This is a genomic window from Anabaena sp. CCY 9613 (assembly GCF_963920895.1).
Classification (GTDB): domain Bacteria; phylum Cyanobacteriota; class Cyanobacteriia; order Cyanobacteriales; family Nostocaceae; genus Cyanocohniella.
Genome location: NZ_CAWUDE010000008.1, coordinates 207690 through 228681 on the forward strand (window position 1 = coordinate 207690; position 20992 = coordinate 228681).

At 42.3% G+C, this 20992-nt stretch carries 17 protein-coding genes and 1 tRNA gene; 5 read left to right on the forward strand and 13 right to left on the reverse strand.

Annotated features, from left to right (window positions below; all coding sequences use genetic code 11):
• Positions 1-20 precede the first annotated feature (20 nt).
• Positions 21-2927, reverse strand: coding sequence for a cation-translocating P-type ATPase (locus ACM0OT_RS12085; RefSeq protein ID WP_414564577.1), 2907 nt, complete (start codon positions 2925-2927; stop codon positions 21-23).
• Between the two features lie 255 nt (positions 2928-3182).
• Here ACM0OT_RS12085 and ACM0OT_RS12090 point away from each other — a divergent pair, with 255 nt between their 5' ends.
• Positions 3183-4868 carry a transglutaminase domain-containing protein gene (locus tag ACM0OT_RS12090; RefSeq protein WP_414564578.1) on the forward strand — a complete coding sequence of 562 codons (1686 nt, stop codon included), beginning with the start codon at positions 3183-3185 and terminating at the stop codon, positions 4866-4868.
• 183 nt (positions 4869-5051) lie between these two features.
• Here ACM0OT_RS12090 and ACM0OT_RS12095 read toward each other — a convergent pair whose 3' ends face one another.
• The 11 genes from ACM0OT_RS12095 to ACM0OT_RS12145 all read right to left on the reverse strand — a co-directional run bounded on the left by ACM0OT_RS12095 (position 5052) and on the right by ACM0OT_RS12145 (position 16969).
• Positions 5052-5513, reverse strand: coding sequence for a DUF29 domain-containing protein (locus ACM0OT_RS12095; protein WP_414564579.1), 462 nt, complete (start codon positions 5511-5513; stop codon positions 5052-5054).
• A 409-nt stretch (positions 5514-5922) separates the two neighbouring features.
• On the reverse strand, positions 5923-7809 hold the full coding sequence (gene ftsH2, locus ACM0OT_RS12100) for an ATP-dependent zinc metalloprotease FtsH2 (RefSeq protein ID WP_414564580.1): 1887 nt from the start codon (positions 7807-7809) through the stop codon (positions 5923-5925).
• Positions 7810-8216: 407 nt separating this feature from the next.
• On the reverse strand, positions 8217-8711 hold the full coding sequence (locus ACM0OT_RS12105; protein WP_414564581.1) for a hypothetical protein: 495 nt from the start codon (positions 8709-8711) through the stop codon (positions 8217-8219).
• A gap of 209 nt (positions 8712-8920) precedes the next feature.
• The gene (gltX, locus tag ACM0OT_RS12110; protein WP_414564582.1) at positions 8921-10357 is read right to left on the reverse strand and encodes a glutamate--tRNA ligase; all 1437 of its coding nucleotides are present in this window, start codon (positions 10355-10357) and stop codon (positions 8921-8923) included.
• Between the two features lie 226 nt (positions 10358-10583).
• A tRNA-Asp gene (locus ACM0OT_RS12115) sits at positions 10584-10657 on the reverse strand.
• A gap of 140 nt (positions 10658-10797) precedes the next feature.
• Positions 10798-11712 (reverse strand): ATP adenylyltransferase family protein, encoded by a 915-nt coding sequence (locus ACM0OT_RS12120; RefSeq protein ID WP_414564583.1) that lies wholly within the window; start codon positions 11710-11712, stop codon positions 10798-10800.
• A gap of 108 nt (positions 11713-11820) precedes the next feature.
• Positions 11821-12891, reverse strand: coding sequence for a molecular chaperone DnaJ (locus ACM0OT_RS12125; protein ID WP_414564584.1), 1071 nt, complete (start codon positions 12889-12891; stop codon positions 11821-11823).
• Between the two features lie 318 nt (positions 12892-13209).
• Positions 13210-13626, reverse strand: coding sequence for a hypothetical protein (locus tag ACM0OT_RS12130; protein WP_414564585.1), 417 nt, complete (start codon positions 13624-13626; stop codon positions 13210-13212).
• 3 nt (positions 13627-13629) lie between these two features.
• The gene (locus tag ACM0OT_RS12135; RefSeq protein WP_414564586.1) at positions 13630-14472 is read right to left on the reverse strand and encodes an FAD-binding domain-containing protein; all 843 of its coding nucleotides are present in this window, start codon (positions 14470-14472) and stop codon (positions 13630-13632) included.
• 115 nt (positions 14473-14587) lie between these two features.
• Positions 14588-15919, reverse strand: a complete 1332-nt coding sequence (locus ACM0OT_RS12140) for a Rieske 2Fe-2S domain-containing protein (RefSeq protein ID WP_414564587.1) — start codon at positions 15917-15919, stop codon at positions 14588-14590.
• A gap of 150 nt (positions 15920-16069) precedes the next feature.
• Positions 16070-16969: a ferritin-like domain-containing protein gene (locus ACM0OT_RS12145; RefSeq protein ID WP_414564588.1), complete on the reverse strand. Its 900-nt coding sequence runs from the start codon at positions 16967-16969 to the stop codon at positions 16070-16072.
• Between the two features lie 402 nt (positions 16970-17371).
• Between ACM0OT_RS12145 and ACM0OT_RS12150 the strand changes: the two genes are divergently transcribed.
• The gene (locus ACM0OT_RS12150) at positions 17372-17572 is read left to right on the forward strand and encodes a hypothetical protein (protein ID WP_414564589.1); all 201 of its coding nucleotides are present in this window, start codon (positions 17372-17374) and stop codon (positions 17570-17572) included.
• Between the two features lie 169 nt (positions 17573-17741).
• On the opposite strand, the gene glnA is transcribed toward ACM0OT_RS12150, so the two are convergent.
• Positions 17742-19157: a type I glutamate--ammonia ligase gene (gene glnA / locus ACM0OT_RS12155; protein ID WP_414564590.1), complete on the reverse strand. Its 1416-nt coding sequence runs from the start codon at positions 19155-19157 to the stop codon at positions 17742-17744.
• 362 nt (positions 19158-19519) lie between these two features.
• Here glnA and apcB point away from each other — a divergent pair, with 362 nt between their 5' ends.
• The 3 genes from apcB to ACM0OT_RS12170 all read left to right on the forward strand — a co-directional run bounded on the left by apcB (position 19520) and on the right by ACM0OT_RS12170 (position 20976).
• Entirely contained in the window at positions 19520-20029 is a 510-nt protein-coding gene (apcB, locus tag ACM0OT_RS12160; protein WP_414545029.1) for an allophycocyanin subunit beta, read from the forward strand.
• 204 nt (positions 20030-20233) lie between these two features.
• Positions 20234-20653, forward strand: coding sequence for an element excision factor XisH family protein (locus tag ACM0OT_RS12165; protein WP_414564591.1), 420 nt, complete (start codon positions 20234-20236; stop codon positions 20651-20653).
• Complete coding sequence (locus ACM0OT_RS12170) at positions 20641-20976, forward strand: XisI protein (protein WP_414564592.1); 336 nt, start codon at positions 20641-20643, stop codon at positions 20974-20976. The genes ACM0OT_RS12165 and ACM0OT_RS12170 overlap by 13 nt, the downstream gene beginning before the upstream one ends.
• The last annotated feature ends 16 nt before the right edge of the window (positions 20977-20992 follow it).

Below are 20992 nucleotides of genomic sequence, written 5' to 3' on the forward strand. Positions count from 1 at the left end.
CCCCTCACTCCCTCATTCATTTACACACTCTTCTTGCCCATAAAGCGGAAGAATAATTTTTCCAATTCAACCCAGACAAACATTAAGGAACTGAAACCAAAACAGATGGCTAATTCGTTCAGTGGTAGCCATTGCAGACCAAAGAAAGCTCGTAGAGGTGGGACGTAAATTAACATGAGTTGCAAAAGCGTCGTCACAATCACGGCCCCCAGGACAAAAGGATTAGAGAAGGGATTCATCTCTATGGTGAGTCGGTTGTTAGAACGAATAGCGATCGCATGACCCATTTGGGCGACACATAAGGAAGTAAATACCATTGTTTTCCACCGTTGCGGATCGAGTCCTGGCCCGGTTACCAACTGGACGTGATTGTAAGCCCACAGCATCAATAAAATTGAAATGACGGCAAAGATAATCCCGATGCGAATCATGTAAGAACCTAACCCCCTGGCAAAAATACTTTCACGGGGATTAAAAGGCGGGCGCTTCATGACATCTGGTTCTGGGGGTTCCACAGCTAATGCTAAGGCTGGTAAACCGTCTGTGACTAAGTTCATCCAGAGAATTTGTAATGGTGTCAAGGGAACACCTCCCAGTCCGAGAAGTGGGGCTGAGGCAATGGTGAGGACTTCGCCAATGTTACTACCGAGGATGTATTTAATAAAGCGGCGAATATTGGTGTAGACAACTCTGCCTTCTTTAGTAGCGGCGACAATGGTTGCAAAGTTGTCATCCAGTAGCACCATATCACTAGCTTCTTTACTCACATCTGTGCCAGTGATGCCCATGGCAATGCCAATGTCAGCTTGTTTTAAGGCTGGGGCATCATTAACACCATCACCGGTCATGGCTACAAATCGGCCCCGACGTTGTAGTGCTTGGACAATTCGCAGTTTGTGTTCTGGGGCAACCCTAGCATAGATGCTTACCAGGTCAACATTTTGCTCTAGTTCCTGGGTACTCATCCGCTGTAATTCTTGGCCTGTGAGGACTCTATCACCTTCCTGGGCAATTCCCAAATCAAAGGCGATCGCTTGGGCAGTTAATTGGTGATCGCCTGTAATCATGATGGGGCGAATGCCTGCCTCACGACACTCTTGTACTGCTGCCCTCACCTCTGGGCGCGGGGCATCCAACATTCCCACCAAGCCTAGCCAGACTAAATTCGTCTCCGATGTCTCATCTGACCCTTCCGGGGGAATTTCTTCTAAGGGTTTGTAGGCAAAACCGAGTACCCGCAAACCTTTACTGGCCATCTGGTCATTTTCTGCCAAAATCTTTTGGCGTTGTGCATCAGTTAATGGATCTGAGTGATCACCCAAATGAATCTGAGTACAACGCGCCAAGGTTAGTTCTGGTGAACCTTTGGTAAACATTAAATAAGGTGTGGATGCACCACTCAAGCTATCAGATTGTAAGCAGCTAGCAATTATTGGATCAACGGCTGTTAAAGATGCTTCACCCGTGGTAACTTCTTCAACTTGACAAATTACACTCATCCGCTTGCGTTCTGACGAAAAGGGAAATTCGCCAATGCGGGGTAATTTGCTGTGCCATTGGTCTTTTTCAATTCCGGCTTTACCTGCCAGAGTTACCAATGCACCTTCGGTGGGGTCTCCCAAAATTGCCCATTCACCTTTTTCTTTTTGTAGCACCGAGTCATTACAGACGGCACAGGCTACAAGCAAAGCGGAGATTGCTGGATAATCTTCTACGGAGATTGTTTGACTATTTAATTGAAAATCGCCTGTGGGAGCATAACCTTCTCCAGTGACCCGAAAAGCATTATTATTGGCATAAACTGATTGCACCACCATTTTGTTTTGGGTGAGGGTGCCAGTCTTGTCAGAACAGATAGTAGTTACAGAACCCAAAGTTTCTACTGCTGGTAGCTTACGAATCAAAGCATGGTGACGTACCATGCGCTGGGTTCCTAATGCCAAAGTGACGGTAATTACTGCTGGTAAACCTTCGGGAACTACAGCCACTGCCATACTTAAGGAAATTTCTAGCAAATCTCGGAGGTTGCTAAAACCTCTGGCTTGAATAATCCCACCAACCACAACAAAAGCAACGAGAACCAAAGAACCTGTCACCAGGACATTACCTAGTTGGGTCATCCGTTGCTGTAAAGGAGTCGGTTCATTTTCCACTGACTGCAACATGGTGGCAATTCTACCAAGTTCCGTTTGCATCCCAGTGTTTGTCACCAATACCTTGGCTCGTCCTTGGACGACTTCTGTGCCTTGAAAGACTAAATTCAGGCGATCGCCTAATGATGTTTCTTCAGGCAATAATAAACTTGCTTGCTTGTTTACAGATGCCGCTTCCCCTGTTAGTGCTGACTCCCGCACTTGTAAATTCGATTGTTCAATCAAGCGTCCGTCTGCTGCTATCTGCATCCCGGCTTCCAGCAACATCACATCTCCTGGTACCAGTTCCTTGCCTGCTATCTCCATCAATTTGCCGTTACGGAGGACTCGCACTAAAGGAGAAGACAGTTTTTTCAGTGCAGCTAAAGCTTTCTCTGCCCTGGCTTCTTGGACATAGCCAAGTACGCCATTGAGAATGACGATAGCCAGAATTGCGATTGTATCTTTAAATGGCACTTCACCTAGCTTAAATTCTCCCGCTTGCCAGGCAATGAAGTCTAAAAACCCGGAAATGAAAGCTACGGCAATCAGCATCAACAACATAATGTTCTTGAACTGATCTAGTAAAATTTCCCAAGCGCTGCGACCTTCATTTTCTTCTAGTTCATTGGGGCCATATTTTTGCACCCGTTGTTGCACTTCTGGAGATGTTAAGCCACCGTCTGCGTTACTATCAAGCAGGTTTAGTGCTTTATCAACTTCCAAACTATGCCAAACGGCGGGATCTTCTCCTGATGGAGATGCTTCGTGAACAGGCAACGAATTAGCAGACATTGTGTATGACAGAGGAAATGGTTACAAAATTCGATCATAATTGAGGAATGACGGGAAAAGCATCAACTAAAGTTACATTCAGGGCTGTGATGCCAGTAACTTGCTGATATTTTTTCCTTCTATTTATGTACTATTACTTAATGCATAGTATTTTTCTAGACATTTTATTCAAGATAGTGAACTATAAAATTCACTGGGTGGATGACAAAGTATACGCCAAAAAAAATTTTAGGCGTGCTAAACCGTTAAATAAATATGCGTAATATAAGTTTTGCACTCCCTAGTTTGATTGCTAGCCAGATGTTTGGTCAAAGGACAATTCGACCGCTAACAGCTGCCGCATTATGTGGCATTGCTTTCATCAAAGATACGCTACTTGCCATTGATACTCCTAAAGGGCATTTACTGGAAATTGATCCCACCTCTGACAATAGCAAAATCCTCAATCCTCACCAGGTAAAGGAATTTAGTGAAGTTACAGGTTTAGCAGTGTGGTCAGATTCATTGTGGGTAACGCGTGAAAACAGTGTTTACTTGTCTAAGCTCTCGTCTTTAGGTCTAGAGCATTTTGCCACCTTGCCTTACGCTGCTGATGGCGTTACTGTTTGGGAATCGACAGTTTACGTTAGCTGCCAGAAGCTCGGATCTATTCTCATTTTTGATCGCGAAACCCGCAAAGAAATCACTAGATTTTATGCACCTGGAGTGGGTATAGAAAATTTGGCAGTGAGTCAAGATATCCTTTGGGTTTGCGATCGCACTGAGCAAACAGTTTACGCGATGGATAGGGCTACAGGGGAAATTCAATTTAGTGTCCTCACGCCATTTGACTCTCCTACCGGCATTGCCATCCATACCAATAATGAAACAGGTAAAGAAACACTGTTTGTCGCTTATGCCTCAGATGAGCCTTATATTCGGGATAATCCCAATGCTGACCCGAATCATGAATTAACTTACCGCGATCGCACTTTTATTCATCCGCTGCATTATCATCACAATCCAGATAAGCACTACGCCCTCTCTAACGGCTACCTGATTGAAATGTCCTATGCTGAGGAAATTGCCCCTTTAGAAGAGGTGTATTTGCCAGAGGTAGAATGGCGCATTGCCCTACCATCAGAAACTGAACGTCAACAGGTGAAACATATTGAACCCATTGGTATGCCTTTTACCGAAGAAGTCATTGATGGGCAACGTGTAGCAGTCTTTAAATTTGATGCCCTCACTCCCGGCGAAAGACATATCTTTGGTTGGAAAGCCCTGTTAGAAGTTCGCGGAATTAAGTATCGCATTACACCTAGAGATGTAGAACATATTCCTGAACTATCACCAGAATTTCAAGAGCGCTACCTAGTTGATGATGACGATTTGGCAATGGATACAACCATCGTCCGTCGTGCAGCCCATGAGGCTATTGGTTCGGAAACCAATGTGCTGCGAAAAATGTACAACATTCGCAACTACGTTTATGACGAGTTGTCTTATGGCATTAAGCCTTACATTGACACCCCAGATTTGGTCTTAGAACGAGGTGTCGGTTCCTGTGGCGAATATGTTGGCGTTTTACTAGCTTTATGTCGCTTAAATGGCATTCCCTGTCGCACCGTCGGTAGATATAAATGTCCTCCCCATAGCGAACACCAAGGAGTGCCCTTACAACCAGACTTTAATCATGTTTGGTTAGAGTTTTACATTCCCGGCTTCGGCTGGCTACCAATGGAATCTAATCCTGATGATGTGGGTCACGGTGGCCCATATCCTACACGCTTTTTTATGGGCTTATGCTGGTATCACATTGAAATTGGTAAAGGTATTTCCTTTGAAACTTTGAGCAGTCAAGGTGTCAGGTTGACTAAAGATGATATCCCTCTTGGTGACTTAGCAATTAATCACATTCGCTTTACCATTGTTAACGAATTACCGCCATTTAGTAATTAGTTAATATACAAAGTTGGGTTGTAGCTTGTTTCCCGTAGGAGTACAGAGTAAAACCCAACAATACCAAGATTTTTGTCTGTTGGGTGGCCTCGCGGCAAGTCGCTTTGTCACTTGTTACAAGTCGGGGAACACTCCCACGGCGTTGTCTCCCAACTTATGCAAAAATCAGGCTTCGGTGTTCAACTACTCAGATAAAAAATCTTGCTGCAAGCATTCATCAGCAGTGAAAGGAGATTCCACAGGAAAGGTATCAAGTGATAAACCGGTTTCTAATGCTGCTTGTTGACGTGCATCTTGATAACATTCTCCAAAGGTTTCGGAAAAGTAATTTTTTAAACTTGGACTATCTTGCAAATTTTTATTTAATCGGCGCCGATGCTCAAATATAGTCGAAAGCCAACTATTGGTGCGTTTTTCTGGCTGATATTTATGTTTTAGTAAGTGCATTAATAACACAACTAAATTGCTCTCTAATGCTCTTTTTTCACTTCTCCCCATGCATTCAATTTCTTCAATGAGATTGGCTAAATCAACTTCAGCAAATTTGCCTGCTTTTAGTTGTTGCGCTGTCGTCTCTAGCCATAGATAAAAATCTTGGTCATAAAGTTGGGAATTTATCGGGACTTTTGGTTGAGGTAATGTCATCTAATTTTTTCAACCTACCAAAATTTAATCTACGTTAAATGTAACGTCAGTTCGACGAATTTTAAAAACCCCGCTTCCATTCCCCCTGCAAGGAGGAGCCACTGCGTTGGGAGGCTTTGCCGACTTGTAGCAAGTGGCGTTAGAGGCTTTAAAAGCTTAATTTTTCGTTGGTAATTCAGGATATTTAAGCCCCTTTCCGCGTCAAAGAGGGGTTGGGGAGAGGTTAATCGAACTTACGTTAAATGTAAGATAACTTTTTTTGATAGCGAGGGCTTTATTGCTCTGTTGCCAAATTTGAAAGGGCCCGTACCGCTGCGCGGAAATAAAAATGAGGATGGTATAAGACATCCTCAGTTGATTTATTATTTGTTAGTGGATTTCCAGACCGGAGCCTGGAAAAAATCAAATATTACAGTTGGGGGACATACTGTGCTTTTTCAGGCACTTCAGCATATTCAGCGACAATTTGACGGAATTCTTCGCCGTCAATGGTTTCTTTTTCGATGAGCAAATCAACTAAGCGATCGCAGGCAGTACGATGATCACGCATAATTTTCTTAGCATTTTCATAGCACTCTTCCACGATTTCGCGGACTTGACCATCAATGCGGGCGGCAATAGATTCTGAGTAATCAGATTTACTCATCCAGTCACGACCCAAGAATACTTCTGCCTGTTGGCTTTCTAGCGATAGCGGCCCTAAGTTGGACATCCCGAATCGGGTCACCATTTGTCTCGCCATTGCCGATAACTGTTGTAAGTCTCCACCAGCACCAGTAGTTACTTCAGCCGGGCCAAATACCACTTCTTCAGCGGCGCGACCGCCCAAAGCACCGGTAATTCTGGCTTTGAGTTGAGAACGAGAAATTAATCCTTGTTCTTCGTTGGGAGTAAACCAAGTCAAACCTTGGGCTTGTCCCCGTGGAATTAGTGTCACTTTTTGTACAGGGTCATGGTTTTTTAACAATGTCCCCACTAAAGCGTGTCCTATTTCATGGTAGGCAATCAAGCGCTTACTCTTACTATCTACCAAAGGAGTACCTTCCATACCCGCCACTACCCGGTCTACCGCATCATCAATTTCCCTGAGGGTAATGGCTTCTTTACGTCGTCTAGCGGTAAGAATAGCTGCTTCGTTAAGTAAGTTAGCTAAATCAGCACCGGTAAAACCAGGAGTCCGGCGAGCGATCGCTTCCAAAGATACACTGGTATCAAGCTTCTTATTACGCGCATGGACTTGTAAAACTTCCAAACGCCCTTTGATATCTGGTGCATCAACAGTTACTTGGCGGTCAAAACGACCGGGACGTAACAATGCTGAGTCGAGTACATCGGGACGGTTGGTAGCAGCGATAATAATGATACCTGTGTTACCTTCAAATCCGTCCATTTCGGTGAGTAACTGGTTCAGGGTTTGTTCCCGTTCATCGTTACCGCCACCGATACCAGCACCCCGTTGTCTTCCTACAGCGTCAATTTCATCGATGAAGATGATACAAGGGGCGTTGTCTTTAGCTTTTTTAAACAAATCGCGGACGCGGGATGCACCCACACCCACAAACATTTCCACAAATTCCGAACCGGAAATGCTGAAGAAAGGCACGCCAGCTTCCCCGGCGATGGCTTTTGCAAGTAAAGTTTTACCAGTTCCCGGAGGCCCAATTAATAGCACCCCTTTAGGAATACGTGCGCCTACAGCAGTAAATCTTTCTGGCTGTTTGAGGAAGGTAACGACTTCTTGCAGTTCTTCTTTAGCTTCTTCAATACCTGCTACGTCGTCAAACTTGACTCCAGTTTTTGCCTCCATTTGGAAGCGCGCCTTAGATTTGCCAAAGTTCATGGCTTGACCTGGCCCACCGGGAAGGTTGCTAGAACGACGGAATAAAAAGAACAATCCAGTAATCAATAAAATTGGAAAAATGAGATTCCCCAATAATCCCCAGATAGCGCCATCATTACGCATGGGGTGGGCATCAAAACTAATGTGTTTTTCTTTGAGCTTGCTAATTAACTCAGGAGAATTAATCGGCAAATCTACCCGCCAGCGCTGAGAACGGTTTTCAATATCTTGATCGCGGGCTTCGACAATTGCCGTTCTCCCGCCTTCATAAAGATCCACACTGGTGACACGGTTAGCGTCCAAGTATTCTAAAAAGCGGCCATAAGTCATGCGGGTATTGGCTGCATTTCTACTCATATCAGCAGGAGCGCCAGCAAAGGCCCCTTGCCAGAAGAAAAAGCCAATTACCAGAGCCGGCAATGTCCAGAGTACTAAGACTCTCCAGGAGAATTTCATTTTAATTTGCCTCTAGATGCCAATACAATTAACAATCTCTCTCTAGTAACTGATGTTTATCACCTTGTTACTAGATTAAATGTGCAACGGACGTTTATAAATCCATTTTGTTTAATTTGATCTTTGATCGTGAATCACCCTGTAGCCGATAAAGCATTACGGCGATACCAACAAGAATCTTAATTAAAGTTAACTTAATTTTAATACAACATTGCACAATAAGAGAAGGTACAAGCAGATGGCAACACAAGCCAAATTCCTGCAATAACTATTCCCACGTCATTGCAGCATTTTTGGATCACGTAAAAAAATTCTGAGTGAGCAGTTGTAAAACATCCACCTGATATCCCAATCCCCATTGCCCCTTTTGTCCCTTATTCCCAGAGGGGCCCCGAGTTCCCCAATCCCTACTTAACTTCTGTAATTTGCAAAGTGTAAGGAAAATACTTGCCTTGTTGATATGAACCCACCCAAACTTGGTAGTCTCCAGGGAGCCATTCACCAACGATTCCCGGATTTTTGCCTTCAAAATCGTCATTGCACCAAGTTCCGCCAGGGCCTTTAATGATTATGGTGGTGTCCTGAGGGCTTTGTACTAGCAACTTCAGGTATTCAAATGCACTTTTTAATTTCAATGTATGTCCTGGTGTTTCATCTACGAATCCAGTACATGGGCCAGTAGGTGTTTCCGATCTACCAGCAATTTGTTTCCCAGGTACTGAACCGCCACTCATCCCCCGAACTGTCAAAGGGTCTGGAGAAAATTGACGATCAATAGTAATATCTCCAAATATTGGTGACGATTCTTGAGCATTAGCGATGGCATGAATGGCTGCTGTAACGCTGACCATAACTATCATCAACGATAATTTTATACCTTTATTTAGTACTGTTTTCGACATTGCGATTATATAAGTATCTCAGTGTTTTGCAAGACACGATTTTTACACACCAAGTTCCCAGAATGAGAGAAATTAACTACCTATTTTAGATTCGCAATGAAGATGATTCATTAGTAAATGGCCAACAGTTTTGTGTAACTTTAGAGATGAGGGGGATGAGGGGATGAAAAAAATATTTTGGTTCTTGTCCCCTGTCCCTATTCCCTACATCAAGAGATCGCCTGATGCAAACGTGGCTTGTCTAAACCAATCTGATTTAGGAGTAACCAGGATTGAATGAGATCGGGGCCATGAACATCACCGGTTAAGGCGGCGCGGAGCGATCGCATGACTAGTCCTTTTTTCAATTTTTGCTCTTTGACTACCTGTTTGATGATTTCTTGGGCTGTTGCTTCTGACAGTTGGGGCTGATTTTCTAATGCTGTGAGAATTGCTTTTAGAGCTACAGCGGAACCTTCTTGTTGGAGTTGTTGGCTACCTTCTTCAGTCAATTCTACTGTTTCGCTAAAAAACAGTTTGCTCATTTCTACAGCATCTGTCAGACGAGCCAAACTCTGGCTCATTAAAGTGACTAACTGTTCTAACCAGGGGCGTTCTCTTCCTCCTGCAAAGGTAAATCCGGCTGCTTGCCAAAAGGGTATAACTAGATCTGTCAGTTTATCTGTGGGCATATTGTGGATATACTGACTATTCAACCAATCTAGTTTGGCCCAGTCGAATTTAGCCCCGGCTTTATTTACACGCTCAAAGGTAAATTCTTTGGCTGCGGTTTCTAAGGTGAATATTTCTTCAGTTGACTCTGGTGGAGACCAACCCAGCAATGTCATATAATTTACCAAGCCTTCAGATGTAAAGCCCATTTTCTGAAAATCAGAAATAGAAGTGACTCCATCTCGTTTGGAAAGCTTGCGCCCTTCCATGTTCAAAATTAGGGGTGTGTGGGCAAATTCGGGAATTTTAGCACCAAAGGCTTCATATAACAGAATTTGCTTGGCGGTGTTGGCTATGTGGTCTTCTCCCCGGATGACATGGGTAATTTGCATGTCTATGTCATCCACCACAACGACAAAGTTGTACAGTGGTTGACCAGTACCTGTTTCTGAGGCGCGAGCAATGACCATATCACCGCCTAAATCGCTACCTCTCCATGACATTTTTCCCCGTACCAGGTCATTCCAGACGATTTCTCGTGCATCGTCGATTTTGAAGCGAATCACAAAGCTACGTCCTTCGGCTTTGTAAGCTGCTTCTTGTTCTGGTGTGAGGTTGCGGTGACGGTTATCGTAACGGGGAGCTTCACCTTTAGCTTTTTGGGTTTCCCGTAATAGGTCTAGTTCTTCTGAGGTAGTGTAGCAGCGATAAGCCAATCCTTGTTCTAGAAGTTTTTCTACCGCTTCTCTATACATATCTAGGCGTTGGGATTGAAAGAACGGCCCTTCATCCCAGTTCAGCCCCAACCAACTCAAACCAGCCAGAATGTTTTCTGTGTATTCGGGACGCGATCGCTCTAAATCTGTATCTTCAATTCTCAGAATAAATTTCCCACCGTGGTGGCGGGCAAATAACCAGTTAAATACAGCGGTTCTGGCTGTACCAATATGTAAATTACCAGTTGGACTCGGTGCAATACGGACTCTAACAGTCACAGTTAATTCTCTCTTTCACGAAGCATGATCAATTAGCTTATAGCAATTTGCAATTCGGGGGACTGGGGAAACCCTTTCGGGTAAGTCAAAAATAAAGAGCGGGGATTGGGAAACTTCCCCTCTGCACCCTGCACTCCTGCCTTTGATTACCTACTCCCTACTCACCACTCCCTGCCTCAATGAAAAAGCTAAGGAATGTATGAATCACTATTAATCTAAGTTAGAACGGGACTGACGGGGCTCGAACCCGCAACTTCCGCCGTGACAGGGCGGTGCTCTAACCAATTGAACTACAGTCCCTTGATTGGCAACTTTGTTATTTTCTCTATTTTCTTTCGACTTGTCAAGTACTTTTACCGAAAAATTGAAAACTTTGTTTTCGCGTCATGATATAAAGTCCAGAAAACCCTAAAAAACAGGGGAAAGTGTTGTTTTGCGCGCTATGGCGAGGTTGGGAAAGCAACTTGCTTGAGGATATTCATCGGCCCTTGGTTTTTGAGGATTTGCATTTCTTGTTCGTTACGTACCAGCAATGCACCCGCAAATCCTAAAGAGTTTACAGAAATTGAAGCAAAATGTTCCTGCGATCGCGGTACAATCATCATCCATTCTTTTGTAGCTAAAAGATTGTAAGCAGCAGATAATTGATTGCTGTTGACTATATTTAAACCCACACTACTTAATAAACTGTAGTAAAGCTCCAAAGTCTTAGCTGCGGCTACAAGCGGCGACTGGGCCCAATGGGGATCTAGTAATGCAAAAGCGTGTACAAAAGGCAGTTCTGGTATAGTTGCGATCGCGTTGGTAAATTTGGCTGATTTAAGTAACAATTCCATAGGTGTTTGCATCCCTGATGGTGCTAATGGTAAAGGTACTAATTGTAAATGCTTGTGTCGCTGGCTGGCTCCAGAAATCTTACCGCTGTTGTAGAATGCCAAGCCATCAAAATCAGCTAAACATACCCACATAGCTGTAAAGTCTTCTAAAGTAAGTAAACTTTCTTGTTCTTCAAAAGCACGGGTAATGATTAACAAGTGATAGTCAACAACATTGAATTTATTCAAAATACAGACATGAGTATCAGAAATATCTGCCACAAATAAATCCTCTTCATAGGGAAGAAAGGGATTAAATTCCTGAGTAGAAGTGTTTTTTTTCTGCTGTTGCTGCTTGGCTGCATCCTTGCGTTCTAGGTTGGATAAAATACGTACCAAGAAGTTCACCCCATCTTGCTCAACAAATTCAAATTTTGTTGGTATTGATAGCAACGCCCCGCATTTTAAAGCGTGTTCAGTTGTTTGTTTGACACTTGTCCATAAAGTACCTGATTTCAGTAATATTTTTTGCTGTGACATAATTCAGTGTCTAGTTTTCTGCGCGGCTGATCATCTATTGCTTACCAAGCTTCTTGGCGAAAACAGGGAACAAGCAGTATTTATTTTGGTTCCCTGTTAATTGTTGATTTAAAATATTATTTCATTTAACTCAGCAAACATCTCTTCCAGCATATCTTCCATAGTTTGCCGATTCATGTGACGCAGCACCTCCGGGCCACCCAGGAATTCTTTGATAGTCATTTTCTGTTCTCGAAATTTCTTTACAAAATCACGGATAGCAGTAATAACCTCAATCTCAGATTCTACTTGTGCCAACATCTGAGTAATTGGATCTATTCCCTCTTTAACAGCTTTACGACAATCAGACACCATTGCGCCTTCTGGAGTAGTTTTCACCAAGCGCAATTCTTGTTTCAATTTTTCATATTGAGTTTTGAGTAATTCATTTTGCTGCTCTATGCGATTGCATGTACTAGTTAAGTCATCCTCACTATTAGTATCAATTAATTTTCCCACCTGATGTTGCTGTTCAATTTCCAATAATCTCGCCAAATCACCTTCTTGGTAAGCCTTGTTGATTTCTTTCATGATTTCTGTATGACGCATTTGAGTTTCGTCATCTTTGACTTTATCCGGGTGAAATATTTCAGCTAAACTCAAAAATGTCTGGCGAATTTTGCGTGCGGAATCTGATTTATTTTTAGCGGGAATATCTGGTGCTGATTGTGATGTTTGATAGTGATGATATTCTTGATTCGTCTCGCCAAAAAAACCATCTTCTTGTTCATCATCTGCAAATAAGTCATCTAATTCTGCATCTTCATCTTCATCTTCTTCATTAGTTCTTGGTTTGGGGCTGATAATTCCCGCTAACTGGAGTTGATAATAAACTGTTTCAACATCTTTTTTGCTTTGTTTACCAAACTTTCTGACAGTAAAAATTTCCGCAAACAAAGTATGAATTTCTCGGTCAATATCTACTACTTTTTGGAAACTAGGACTACACCGATGAAATATATCTGTGGCTAAAGAACGCATTTGTTCAACAAAATTGTTGAGTTCAGTCCTTTTTCTCTTAATTTGTTTTAAAAGCCATTGATGTTCTTTGTCTAGGGCTTCTAGGCGGATATGGAGGGATGAAAGCGCCAGTGATGCCGTGGAATTGGTACTGTATGGGGATGATAATTTTCGTGGCATGGGATGATTCAGTGGGAATGAGTTTAAAAGGCATAAGACCGTTAAACCTTATACAGATCCTACAGCCATACAGATTTTACAACTGAAACATCAAGATGAATCAGTCAATACCTGGACAAAAATTTGATAACCTCACTCCCAGCTGCTTACCAAGGCTACGTGTACACATAAGTCCGAAATCCAATCCCACAAAGTTTTGATCCCCCCTTAACCCAAATTTTGCACCCAGTACAGAGATGTTTGTACACCGTAGCCTTGTAGGGAAGAGGAATGGAAGCGAGGTTTTTAAAATCCGTCGAACGTTGAACTTACGTTAAGTTATTCCCAAACATATTTTTCAGCAACTTTCCAATAACGTGAAAACCGCTTCAGGTCGATGTAGCCATCGTATACAAAAAACGGTTCTATCTCCAGCACTTCTAGCTTTAAAGAACGCTCAATTTTGTCACAGATATCATTAAACCGAGGACTAGGACTAGCTGCTGTCACCACTAAATCAGCATCATGTTCTTGGGCAAAAGCTAAAATTTCTTGTGCCACATCACCACGGCGAATAACAACAGGTAACTCTAGTAAACATTCATAAATAAATGCAATACGTTTGAGACTTAATTGCCATTCTTCAATCAAAGCTTCATCCCATACCCAAATTGCTGGTGCATCAGGATATTCTTGTAGTCCAGGATTGTCAGGACTGAGGCAGTCTCCATGTATCCAAACAATTGGTTGACTCATGTTTTAGCTTTTACCTTTCTTCCCCCGTTGCCAACTTTGACTGTTAGGTTTCTTTGTAAATTCACCTTTAGGAAAAAGTTGCTGTTCTAATTCTTCGTAGCTACCTTCAAAATCACAATGACCATAAAGTGGACACTTTTGACAATAAATACCTTTGGTGTAACGTTCTAAATTTTCGCGGTTGAAAAAATAGGGTTTATGGCTAAAGGTGCTAGCCACCCATTGCCATGACATATTATTACTAGCAGGATCACCATCTAACAGATGTTGGAGAAACCACTTAGCCCCAGCTTGCCAACGAATGCGTCGCCAATGGACAGTGTAAGCGGCTAGCCACATTCGGATATGATTGTGTAGATAACCAGTTGACCGTAATTCATGGCTGAAGCTATCAATACAAACCATTCCTGTACTACCTTCTATGATGTCTGGTGGTAAATTTGGCGCGTATTCTGATGGGGCGTAACCAGTTTTGTACTCTTCTTGGTCTTGCCAAATATCATTACCTAGCTTGCCATATAACCTCTGCCAATAATCACGCCAGCCCAATTCATTAATTAGTTTACTGGCATCTTGGGGGTTTTCTACTTGGTCAAGGACATAATCTTTAATTTCTCGTAAACTCAAAACCCCATAACGAATGTAGGGTGAAAGTCGCGTGACAGCACCTGTTAACAAGTTTCGTGTTTTGGCGTAAGCTACTGGATTTACTTTTTGCAGTACTTGTACAGCAGCTTTGCGTCCCCCGATGGTTTCACTGATTTGGTCATCGCGTTCTGCTGCTTGGGGAAATTGTTCGCGGATATAGGCTATTAATTCATCACGATCGCTAAAGTCATTTCGCATGTTTTAACTAATATGTAGTTTACAAATATTCAAAAAAATAAAAGTTTGTCGTCAGCGACTCTAGCCCTGTAAAACTTTGTAAGAGAGCGATAAATCGCTCACTACGAACAAAAATTTATTTTTGGGCATGGACATAATCTATAAAATAAAATTTCGGAATTAGCCAAAATTTTAGCCAAGCATAAGCACCCATACTTAATGCTGCTGTAATCATCAGGGGTAAACCAACTTTAATTCTGACTGCATCAGGAAGTAAAGCAACTCCGGCTACAGTAATAATGCTGTATACCAAAAGTCCTAACTGTAGGCGTTGGAAAACTTTAAGTGCATTACGACAGCTATGACAAAGTAGGGTATGTTGTGTGTACCTATCCAGCAATACAGCGCGGTTATCATTGATTTTTGCTTTCTCGGTCACACTAATTCCTACTTCGTTCCAAGGTAGCTGTCCGTGACAATACTTATCAAACCAGTTGCGGAACTCAATCACCAAACGGTCAGCACTTGTAGGTAGTTTGTAGGCAGTTTTCCAGCTTTCAACTGACTGTCTTTGTTGAAGAAAATTTTCTTGCTGATGTAGCAAAATCATGTCTCCATCAAGTACCTGATTACGAGTTTTGATGTGAGACCACCAGCGTGGTGTAAAACTATGGAGTGTTTTGGCAAAGTTTCTGGGAAATTGAGCGACAATGCGAGACTTACCTGGAGATACAGGAATGCAGTAAGTTACAAGTCCCATTTTTTTCTCGGAGTCGCCAAAGTTGATATCATACTCCAGATAACAAGGTGGGGTAAAAGTGATTGTGGTTTTGAAGCGTCCGGAAGTAATTCCTTCAATTAACTTTGGTGTGGCTTGCACAATTTCCATCGGTATGGGTCTAGCGTATTCTCGTTTACCCTGTACGCCGTGATGGGCAAAAGGTACGTGACTAGGATCTACTATATTTTCAACTAAAGTTTGCCAGTCATATTCCAAATCACGCACATAGGAAGACCAGACAAATCCTTTGTTGGCATCGATTTGAGGTGAAAGTGGTAATGGTGTATTGGTAGCTTCTTCAGCCGATTTAGCGTCGGGCCAAACCCAAAGTAAATCATTTGCTTGGCAAACTGGGAGTGAAATTACACAAAAATTGTTTTGATTATTGCTAACAATTTTTGGATTTTCTGCTTGGGGAATGTGGGTACAGATGCCTTGAGAATCAAATTGCCAGCCATGATAGCTACAGGTTAAATTACCAGTTTTTTCATCAATACGCCCTTCACTTAATGGAGCGAGACGATGGGGACATTGATCTATAAAGACTTGGTAATTTTCAGATGATTGAGGTTTCCAGATAACTAGGCGTATTCCTAAAAGTGTGACTGGAGTTGGTCGGGTGGGATCAATATCTTCAATGGGTGAGAGAGGATACCAGTTTTGGAAGAAGTTGAATTCAGATGGCATTGTTCAGATTGGCTGTGCTGAATTAATATGTGAAAATTTCATGCAAAGACGCACAGCGTGCCGTAGTTCTCACCACGAAGTGCGTTAGATGTAAAGGAATATATAGCTTGATGTTCAACTTAACCACAATTGTTCAACAAGTCTAGTATTTTACATGCTGGATTTTTGACGGTTATTTTCCATCCCCTTGATGCCGTTGAGGAACATTGGCACAAATTTCTCCATAAAAGTTTGCGGATCACGTTGCCAAGCTGTTTGAGCAGCGCGAATCCTCGTAAATTGCAACTCAGGTGCTAACAAAGTTTGTGGTAAGCGTTCCATTAAATACTGGGGCCGTTCCCAAAGTGGCATTGTATTTGCTATTTCCACGAGATGAGTCACCCGGCGTAGTTCTGCACCTAAAGTGATATCCATTCCCGATTCAAATGCCGCCTGTTCAATAGCTGCATACTTTTGTTTAGCTTGCTCTACTTTTTGTTGGTGTTCTGGACTTTTACGAGCGATTTCTGTTAGCCAACGGTTCCCCCAACGCACATGTCCTGCTTCTTCTGGCAGAATTTTGGCAATGGTTTCGCGAATTTTGATGTTTTCTGTTGTTTGTGGCGCTTGTTTGAGGGCGTATATGTGAGCCGAAAAATACTCACAACCCCGTTTTTCGGTGACATTAATCGCTGCCAATGCAGCAATGATGCCATCTTCTCGGTCACTTTCCGTCTTGAAGGATTCTTTATCTATCAAACGATCAAATTCGTCAATATAGGAAGTTCCAGGGGGAGTACCGATGTCAGCGCCTAAATCCAGTAACAAATCAGTTAACCACATAGCATGACGAGCTTCATCACAGATGTGGTGAGATAAGTCCTGTAACAGTTCCTTTGGTTTGCCATTGAGTTGTTCAATGACCCCGGTTAAATCTTTACAGCTGCGTTGTTCGCTGTAGCGGTAGCGATTGAGGGTAATAAGATGGATTTCGCGATCGCTAACTACCTGTTGGAGAATATCCCTGGCACTCAAGGAATTTTGAAATTTACGTGGATAAATAACTGTCATAGTTGGGTTAATTTTTGTTAACTATATTAGTTTGATGGTAACTGGCAATAGCACTTAGTTGCCAAAAATCAAGCAATTTTCCTACTCCAGATATATGAGTTTAATTTTCTAAGTGTAAATAATTGTAACGAATAAAATGATCTACCTGGGGAAATGACTATTCTTCGGCATGACACGAAGCAAAAGCATAAATAACCACAATTTATTGCTTTTTTGTTAGTTTAGGGGCAATTTTTCACTAATTTGCCTTGGACAATCGCTACTACAATTTTCTTTACATGAATTTTTATTACAAAACCTTATTTTGTAACATTGGTTACAGAATTGTGTGTTAGTTTAGTAAATGAAGAGATAAATAGTTAAGCATATATCACTAACTAAAACCATAAGGAGGACTGTGTTATGTCTATTCAAGATAGATCCCGTGCGCTAACAATGCTGCAATACAAGCAAGTCAAGAATCGGCAACAATCAATGCTGATGCGTGCTGCACAAGAACTCGGTCTTCCTGAAGAAATATCCGAATATTGGAATCCTATTCAAGGGAAGATAGATCCTACAACTCGGTTGATTTATGAAAGCAGCCATGCTGCAATGAGCTAGGTTTTTAGCCTTGCCAAGAAAATCTGAGCAAACCAATGTCTAGACTAACAATCTAGATTGTGGATTTTAGAGTTGCAGTAAACCTAGGTTGTGAACGTGACACAAGATGTGAAAAAAAGCCACCCTATATAGGGTGGCAAAAAATTCACTAATTCACTAGTTTTGAGAATTAGCAATCGTAATAGAGATGAAACTCATAAGGATGAGGACGCAACTGCAACTGCTTAATTTCGTTAGCTAGCTTGTAGTCGATCCAGTTTTCAATGAAGTCTTCTGAGAAAACACCTGTTTCTGTCAAGAAAGTATGGTCGTTTTCTAGTGCTTCCAATGCCAAATCCAGAGAACCCGGAGTTGAAGGAACCTTCGCCAGTTCTTCTGGAGAAAGTTCATAAATATTCTTATCTAAGGGTTCACCAGGATGGATTTTGTTCTTGATGCCATCGATACCAGCACAAAGCATAGCAGCGAATGCTAAGTAGGGGTTAGAAGTTGCATCAGGACAACGGAATTCCAATCGCTTGGCTTTAGGGTTATCGCCAGATAGAGGAATCCGCACAGAAGCAGAACGGTTACCTTGAGAGTAAGCCAAGTTCACTGGTGCTTCATAGCCAGGTACTAGACGTTTGTAAGAGTTAGTTGTGGGGTTGGTAATAGCCAAAAGTGCTGGTGCGTGCTTGAGGATACCACCAATGTAGTAAAGTCCCATTTCACTCAAACCAGCATACTTATCACCTGCAAATAAGGGTTTGCCATCTTTCCAGATGGACTGGTGACAGTGCATCCCAGAACCGTTATCGCCAAAAATGGGTTTTGGCATGAAGGTGACTGTTTTGCCATATTTCTTAGCAACGTTCTTGATGACATATTTGTAAGTCATCAGCCAGTCAGCAGCTTCAATCAACTTACCAAACTTGAAGCCTAGTTCGCACTGACCACCAGTAGCAACTTCGTGGTGTTGTTTTTCAATAGGTACGCCACAATCTGCCATCGTTAATAGCATCTCTGTACGAATATCTTGGAAGCTATCCGTTGGCGATACTGGGAAATAACCTTCTTTGAAGCGTGGTTTGTAACCCAAATTGGGGCTTTCTTTCTTACCAGAATTCCAGCGACCTTCCACAGAGTCTACATGATAGTAACCTTCGTGGGCATTTTGGTCAAAACGGACATCATCAAAGATAAAGAATTCAGCTTCAGGACCAAAGAAAGCTGTGTCACCAATGCCAGTAGAAACTAGGTAGTCTATTGCTTTTTGAGCAATCACACGGGGACAACGGCTGTACCATTCGCCCGTGCGGGGTTCTTTAATACTACAAACTATACTGAGCGTTGGCTCTTTCATGAAGGGGTCGATCCAAGCAGTGTTGGCATCGAGTACCATCATCATGTCTGATTCTTCGATGCCTTTCCAACCCCGAATGCTGGAACCGTCGAAGGCTACGCCATCAGAGAAGGAACTTTCATCGATTTGATTGTGGTACACGGTGAGGTGCTGCCAAGTACCAGGTGTATCGATGAATTTCAGATCAATCATCTGAATTTTTTGGTCTTGAATCATTTTCAAGACTTCTTGTGGGGTTGTCATTGTTACTCCTTCTCTACCAATTTCCTAACATAAAATCATAATCTTCCAAAGCATCCTAACCCAGATGATCTGAACCAAGTTGTTGATGACACACCTGAAATATCATAAATCCTAGACATTAGAGGATTTTGTAGTTTTTGTTACAGCTTATCCGGATTACAGGTTATATTAACCTTTTCCCCAACATCTGCACAAAACTTAAAGTTCATCTCATTAGGGGACAACTTTGGCATAGAATCCTTAAATAGCGGATGAATTGTTTTTGTGCCGCATCTATTTTAAATGGCACAAAAATTTACGGGTGCATAAGTGCAGCCAAATTAATATCAAACCATAGATAGTAATGATTGGGAGAAGAAGGAATGCGCGATGCAGTTACAAGCTTGATTAAGAATTATGACGTTGCTGGTCGGTATTTTGACCGGAATGCAATTGATAGCCTTAAATCTTATTTTGAAAGTGGTACAGCACGAGTAAAAGCAGCGGCGGCTATTAACTCAAATGCTGCTTCATTGGTAAAACAGGCTGGTTCTAAGTTATTTGAAGAACAGCCAGAGTTGATTCGTCCAGGCGGCAATGCCTACACTACTCGTCGTTATGCCGCTTGTCTACGAGATATGGACTACTACCTGCGCTATGCGACCTATGCGTTGGTTGCTGGCAACATGAATGTATTGGATGAGCGCGTACTGCAAGGGCTAAGAGAAACTTACAATTCTTTAAGTGTACCCATTGGTCCCACTGTTTATGGTATCCAGATTCTTAAGGACTTGGTGAAGGCTCAAGTAGCCGCGGACGGTGTTGCAGATACTGCCTTTGTTGATGAGCCGTTTGATTATATGACTCGTGAATTGAGCGAGAAAGATATTTAGATTTTAGGTGGGCAAGGTGTCTGCCCCATAAGAATTATAAATAGCGATCGCACTTTGGTTTTATGGGGCGATCGCTTTTTTATGAACCCTACCAGGCGTTGAAAAGGACTTTATTTAAGTTTTCGCCGCCAGATGGTAACATCGCGCCTCTGTCAAATAACTTTGCTAGATTAAAGCTGTGTTTTTGGAACTATCTTTTGACTAATGCCAGCCAGAGACATCTACCACGCCGCAGTCATTAAAGCACTCATAGCAGATGGTTGGACAATAACCAACGATCCATTATACCTTGCATACGGAGGTAGAGAACTTTACGTAGATATTGGAGCAGAAAGAGTTACTATTGCTGCTGAGAGAGACAATCAAAAAATAGCTGTTGAAATCAAAAGTTTTCTGAGTCCTTCTCCCGTGAATGATCTCCAGGAAGCTGTAGGACAGTATGAAGTTTATCGCAGTGTGCTTAAAGAACTACAACCAAAACGCCAACTTTATTTAGCAGTTCCCAAGCGAGTTTATGAAGGTATATTTTCCGAACGCTTTGGTCAGCTAATTCTTCATAGTATAGGAATAAACCTAATTGTCTTTGACGAGCAACTAGAAAGGATTATCAAATGGATAAGCTAGCTCGGTATCGTGAAATTATTCGTCAGTTGATATTTGACTATGCTGGTCACAAGCCTGCTAACGGTCAAATAGAGACAGAAGCAGTCATTGACTCGGAGCGAGACCACTACGAAGTGTTACATATCGGTTGGGATGGCGTGCGCCGAGTACATGGTTCTGTGGTACATATAGATATTATTAATGATAAAGTGTGGATTCAATATGATGGTACTTCTGTTCCAGTGGCAGAGGCATTATTAGAAGCAGGTATCTTGCGCGAAGATATTGTTTTGGGTTTTCATCCTGCTGAACTACGGCAATACACGGATTTTGCTGTATCTTAATTATCTTGATATTGTG

What these genes read in the sequence shown, in the direction of transcription:
- ACM0OT_RS12125 (WP_414564584.1), bottom strand. Translation starts at nt 12,891, where the DNA reads ATGCCACGAAAATTATCATCCCCATACAGTACCAATTCCACGGCATCA.
- ACM0OT_RS12085 (WP_414564577.1), bottom strand. Translation starts at nt 2,927, where the DNA reads ATGTCTGCTAATTCGTTGCCTGTTCACGAAGCATCTCCATCAGGAGAA.
- ACM0OT_RS12120 (WP_414564583.1), bottom strand. Translation starts at nt 11,712, where the DNA reads ATGTCACAGCAAAAAATATTACTGAAATCAGGTACTTTATGGACAAGT.
- ACM0OT_RS12095 (WP_414564579.1), bottom strand. Translation starts at nt 5,513, where the DNA reads ATGACATTACCTCAACCAAAAGTCCCGATAAATTCCCAACTTTATGAC.
- glnA (WP_414564590.1), bottom strand. Translation starts at nt 19,157, where the DNA reads ATGACAACCCCACAAGAAGTCTTGAAAATGATTCAAGACCAAAAAATT.
- ftsH2 (WP_414564580.1), bottom strand. Translation starts at nt 7,809, where the DNA reads ATGAAATTCTCCTGGAGAGTCTTAGTACTCTGGACATTGCCGGCTCTG.
- ACM0OT_RS12090 (WP_414564578.1), top strand. Translation starts at nt 3,183, where the DNA reads ATGCGTAATATAAGTTTTGCACTCCCTAGTTTGATTGCTAGCCAGATG.
- ACM0OT_RS12135 (WP_414564586.1), bottom strand. Translation starts at nt 14,472, where the DNA reads ATGCGAAATGACTTTAGCGATCGTGATGAATTAATAGCCTATATCCGC.
- ACM0OT_RS12145 (WP_414564588.1), bottom strand. Translation starts at nt 16,969, where the DNA reads ATGACAGTTATTTATCCACGTAAATTTCAAAATTCCTTGAGTGCCAGG.
- ACM0OT_RS12140 (WP_414564587.1), bottom strand. Translation starts at nt 15,919, where the DNA reads ATGCCATCTGAATTCAACTTCTTCCAAAACTGGTATCCTCTCTCACCC.
- ACM0OT_RS12105 (WP_414564581.1), bottom strand. Translation starts at nt 8,711, where the DNA reads ATGTCGAAAACAGTACTAAATAAAGGTATAAAATTATCGTTGATGATA.
- ACM0OT_RS12170 (WP_414564592.1), top strand. Translation starts at nt 20,641, where the DNA reads ATGGATAAGCTAGCTCGGTATCGTGAAATTATTCGTCAGTTGATATTT.
- ACM0OT_RS12150 (WP_414564589.1), top strand. Translation starts at nt 17,372, where the DNA reads ATGTCTATTCAAGATAGATCCCGTGCGCTAACAATGCTGCAATACAAG.
- ACM0OT_RS12165 (WP_414564591.1), top strand. Translation starts at nt 20,234, where the DNA reads ATGCCAGCCAGAGACATCTACCACGCCGCAGTCATTAAAGCACTCATA.
- ACM0OT_RS12130 (WP_414564585.1), bottom strand. Translation starts at nt 13,626, where the DNA reads ATGAGTCAACCAATTGTTTGGATACATGGAGACTGCCTCAGTCCTGAC.
- apcB (WP_414545029.1), top strand. Translation starts at nt 19,520, where the DNA reads ATGCGCGATGCAGTTACAAGCTTGATTAAGAATTATGACGTTGCTGGT.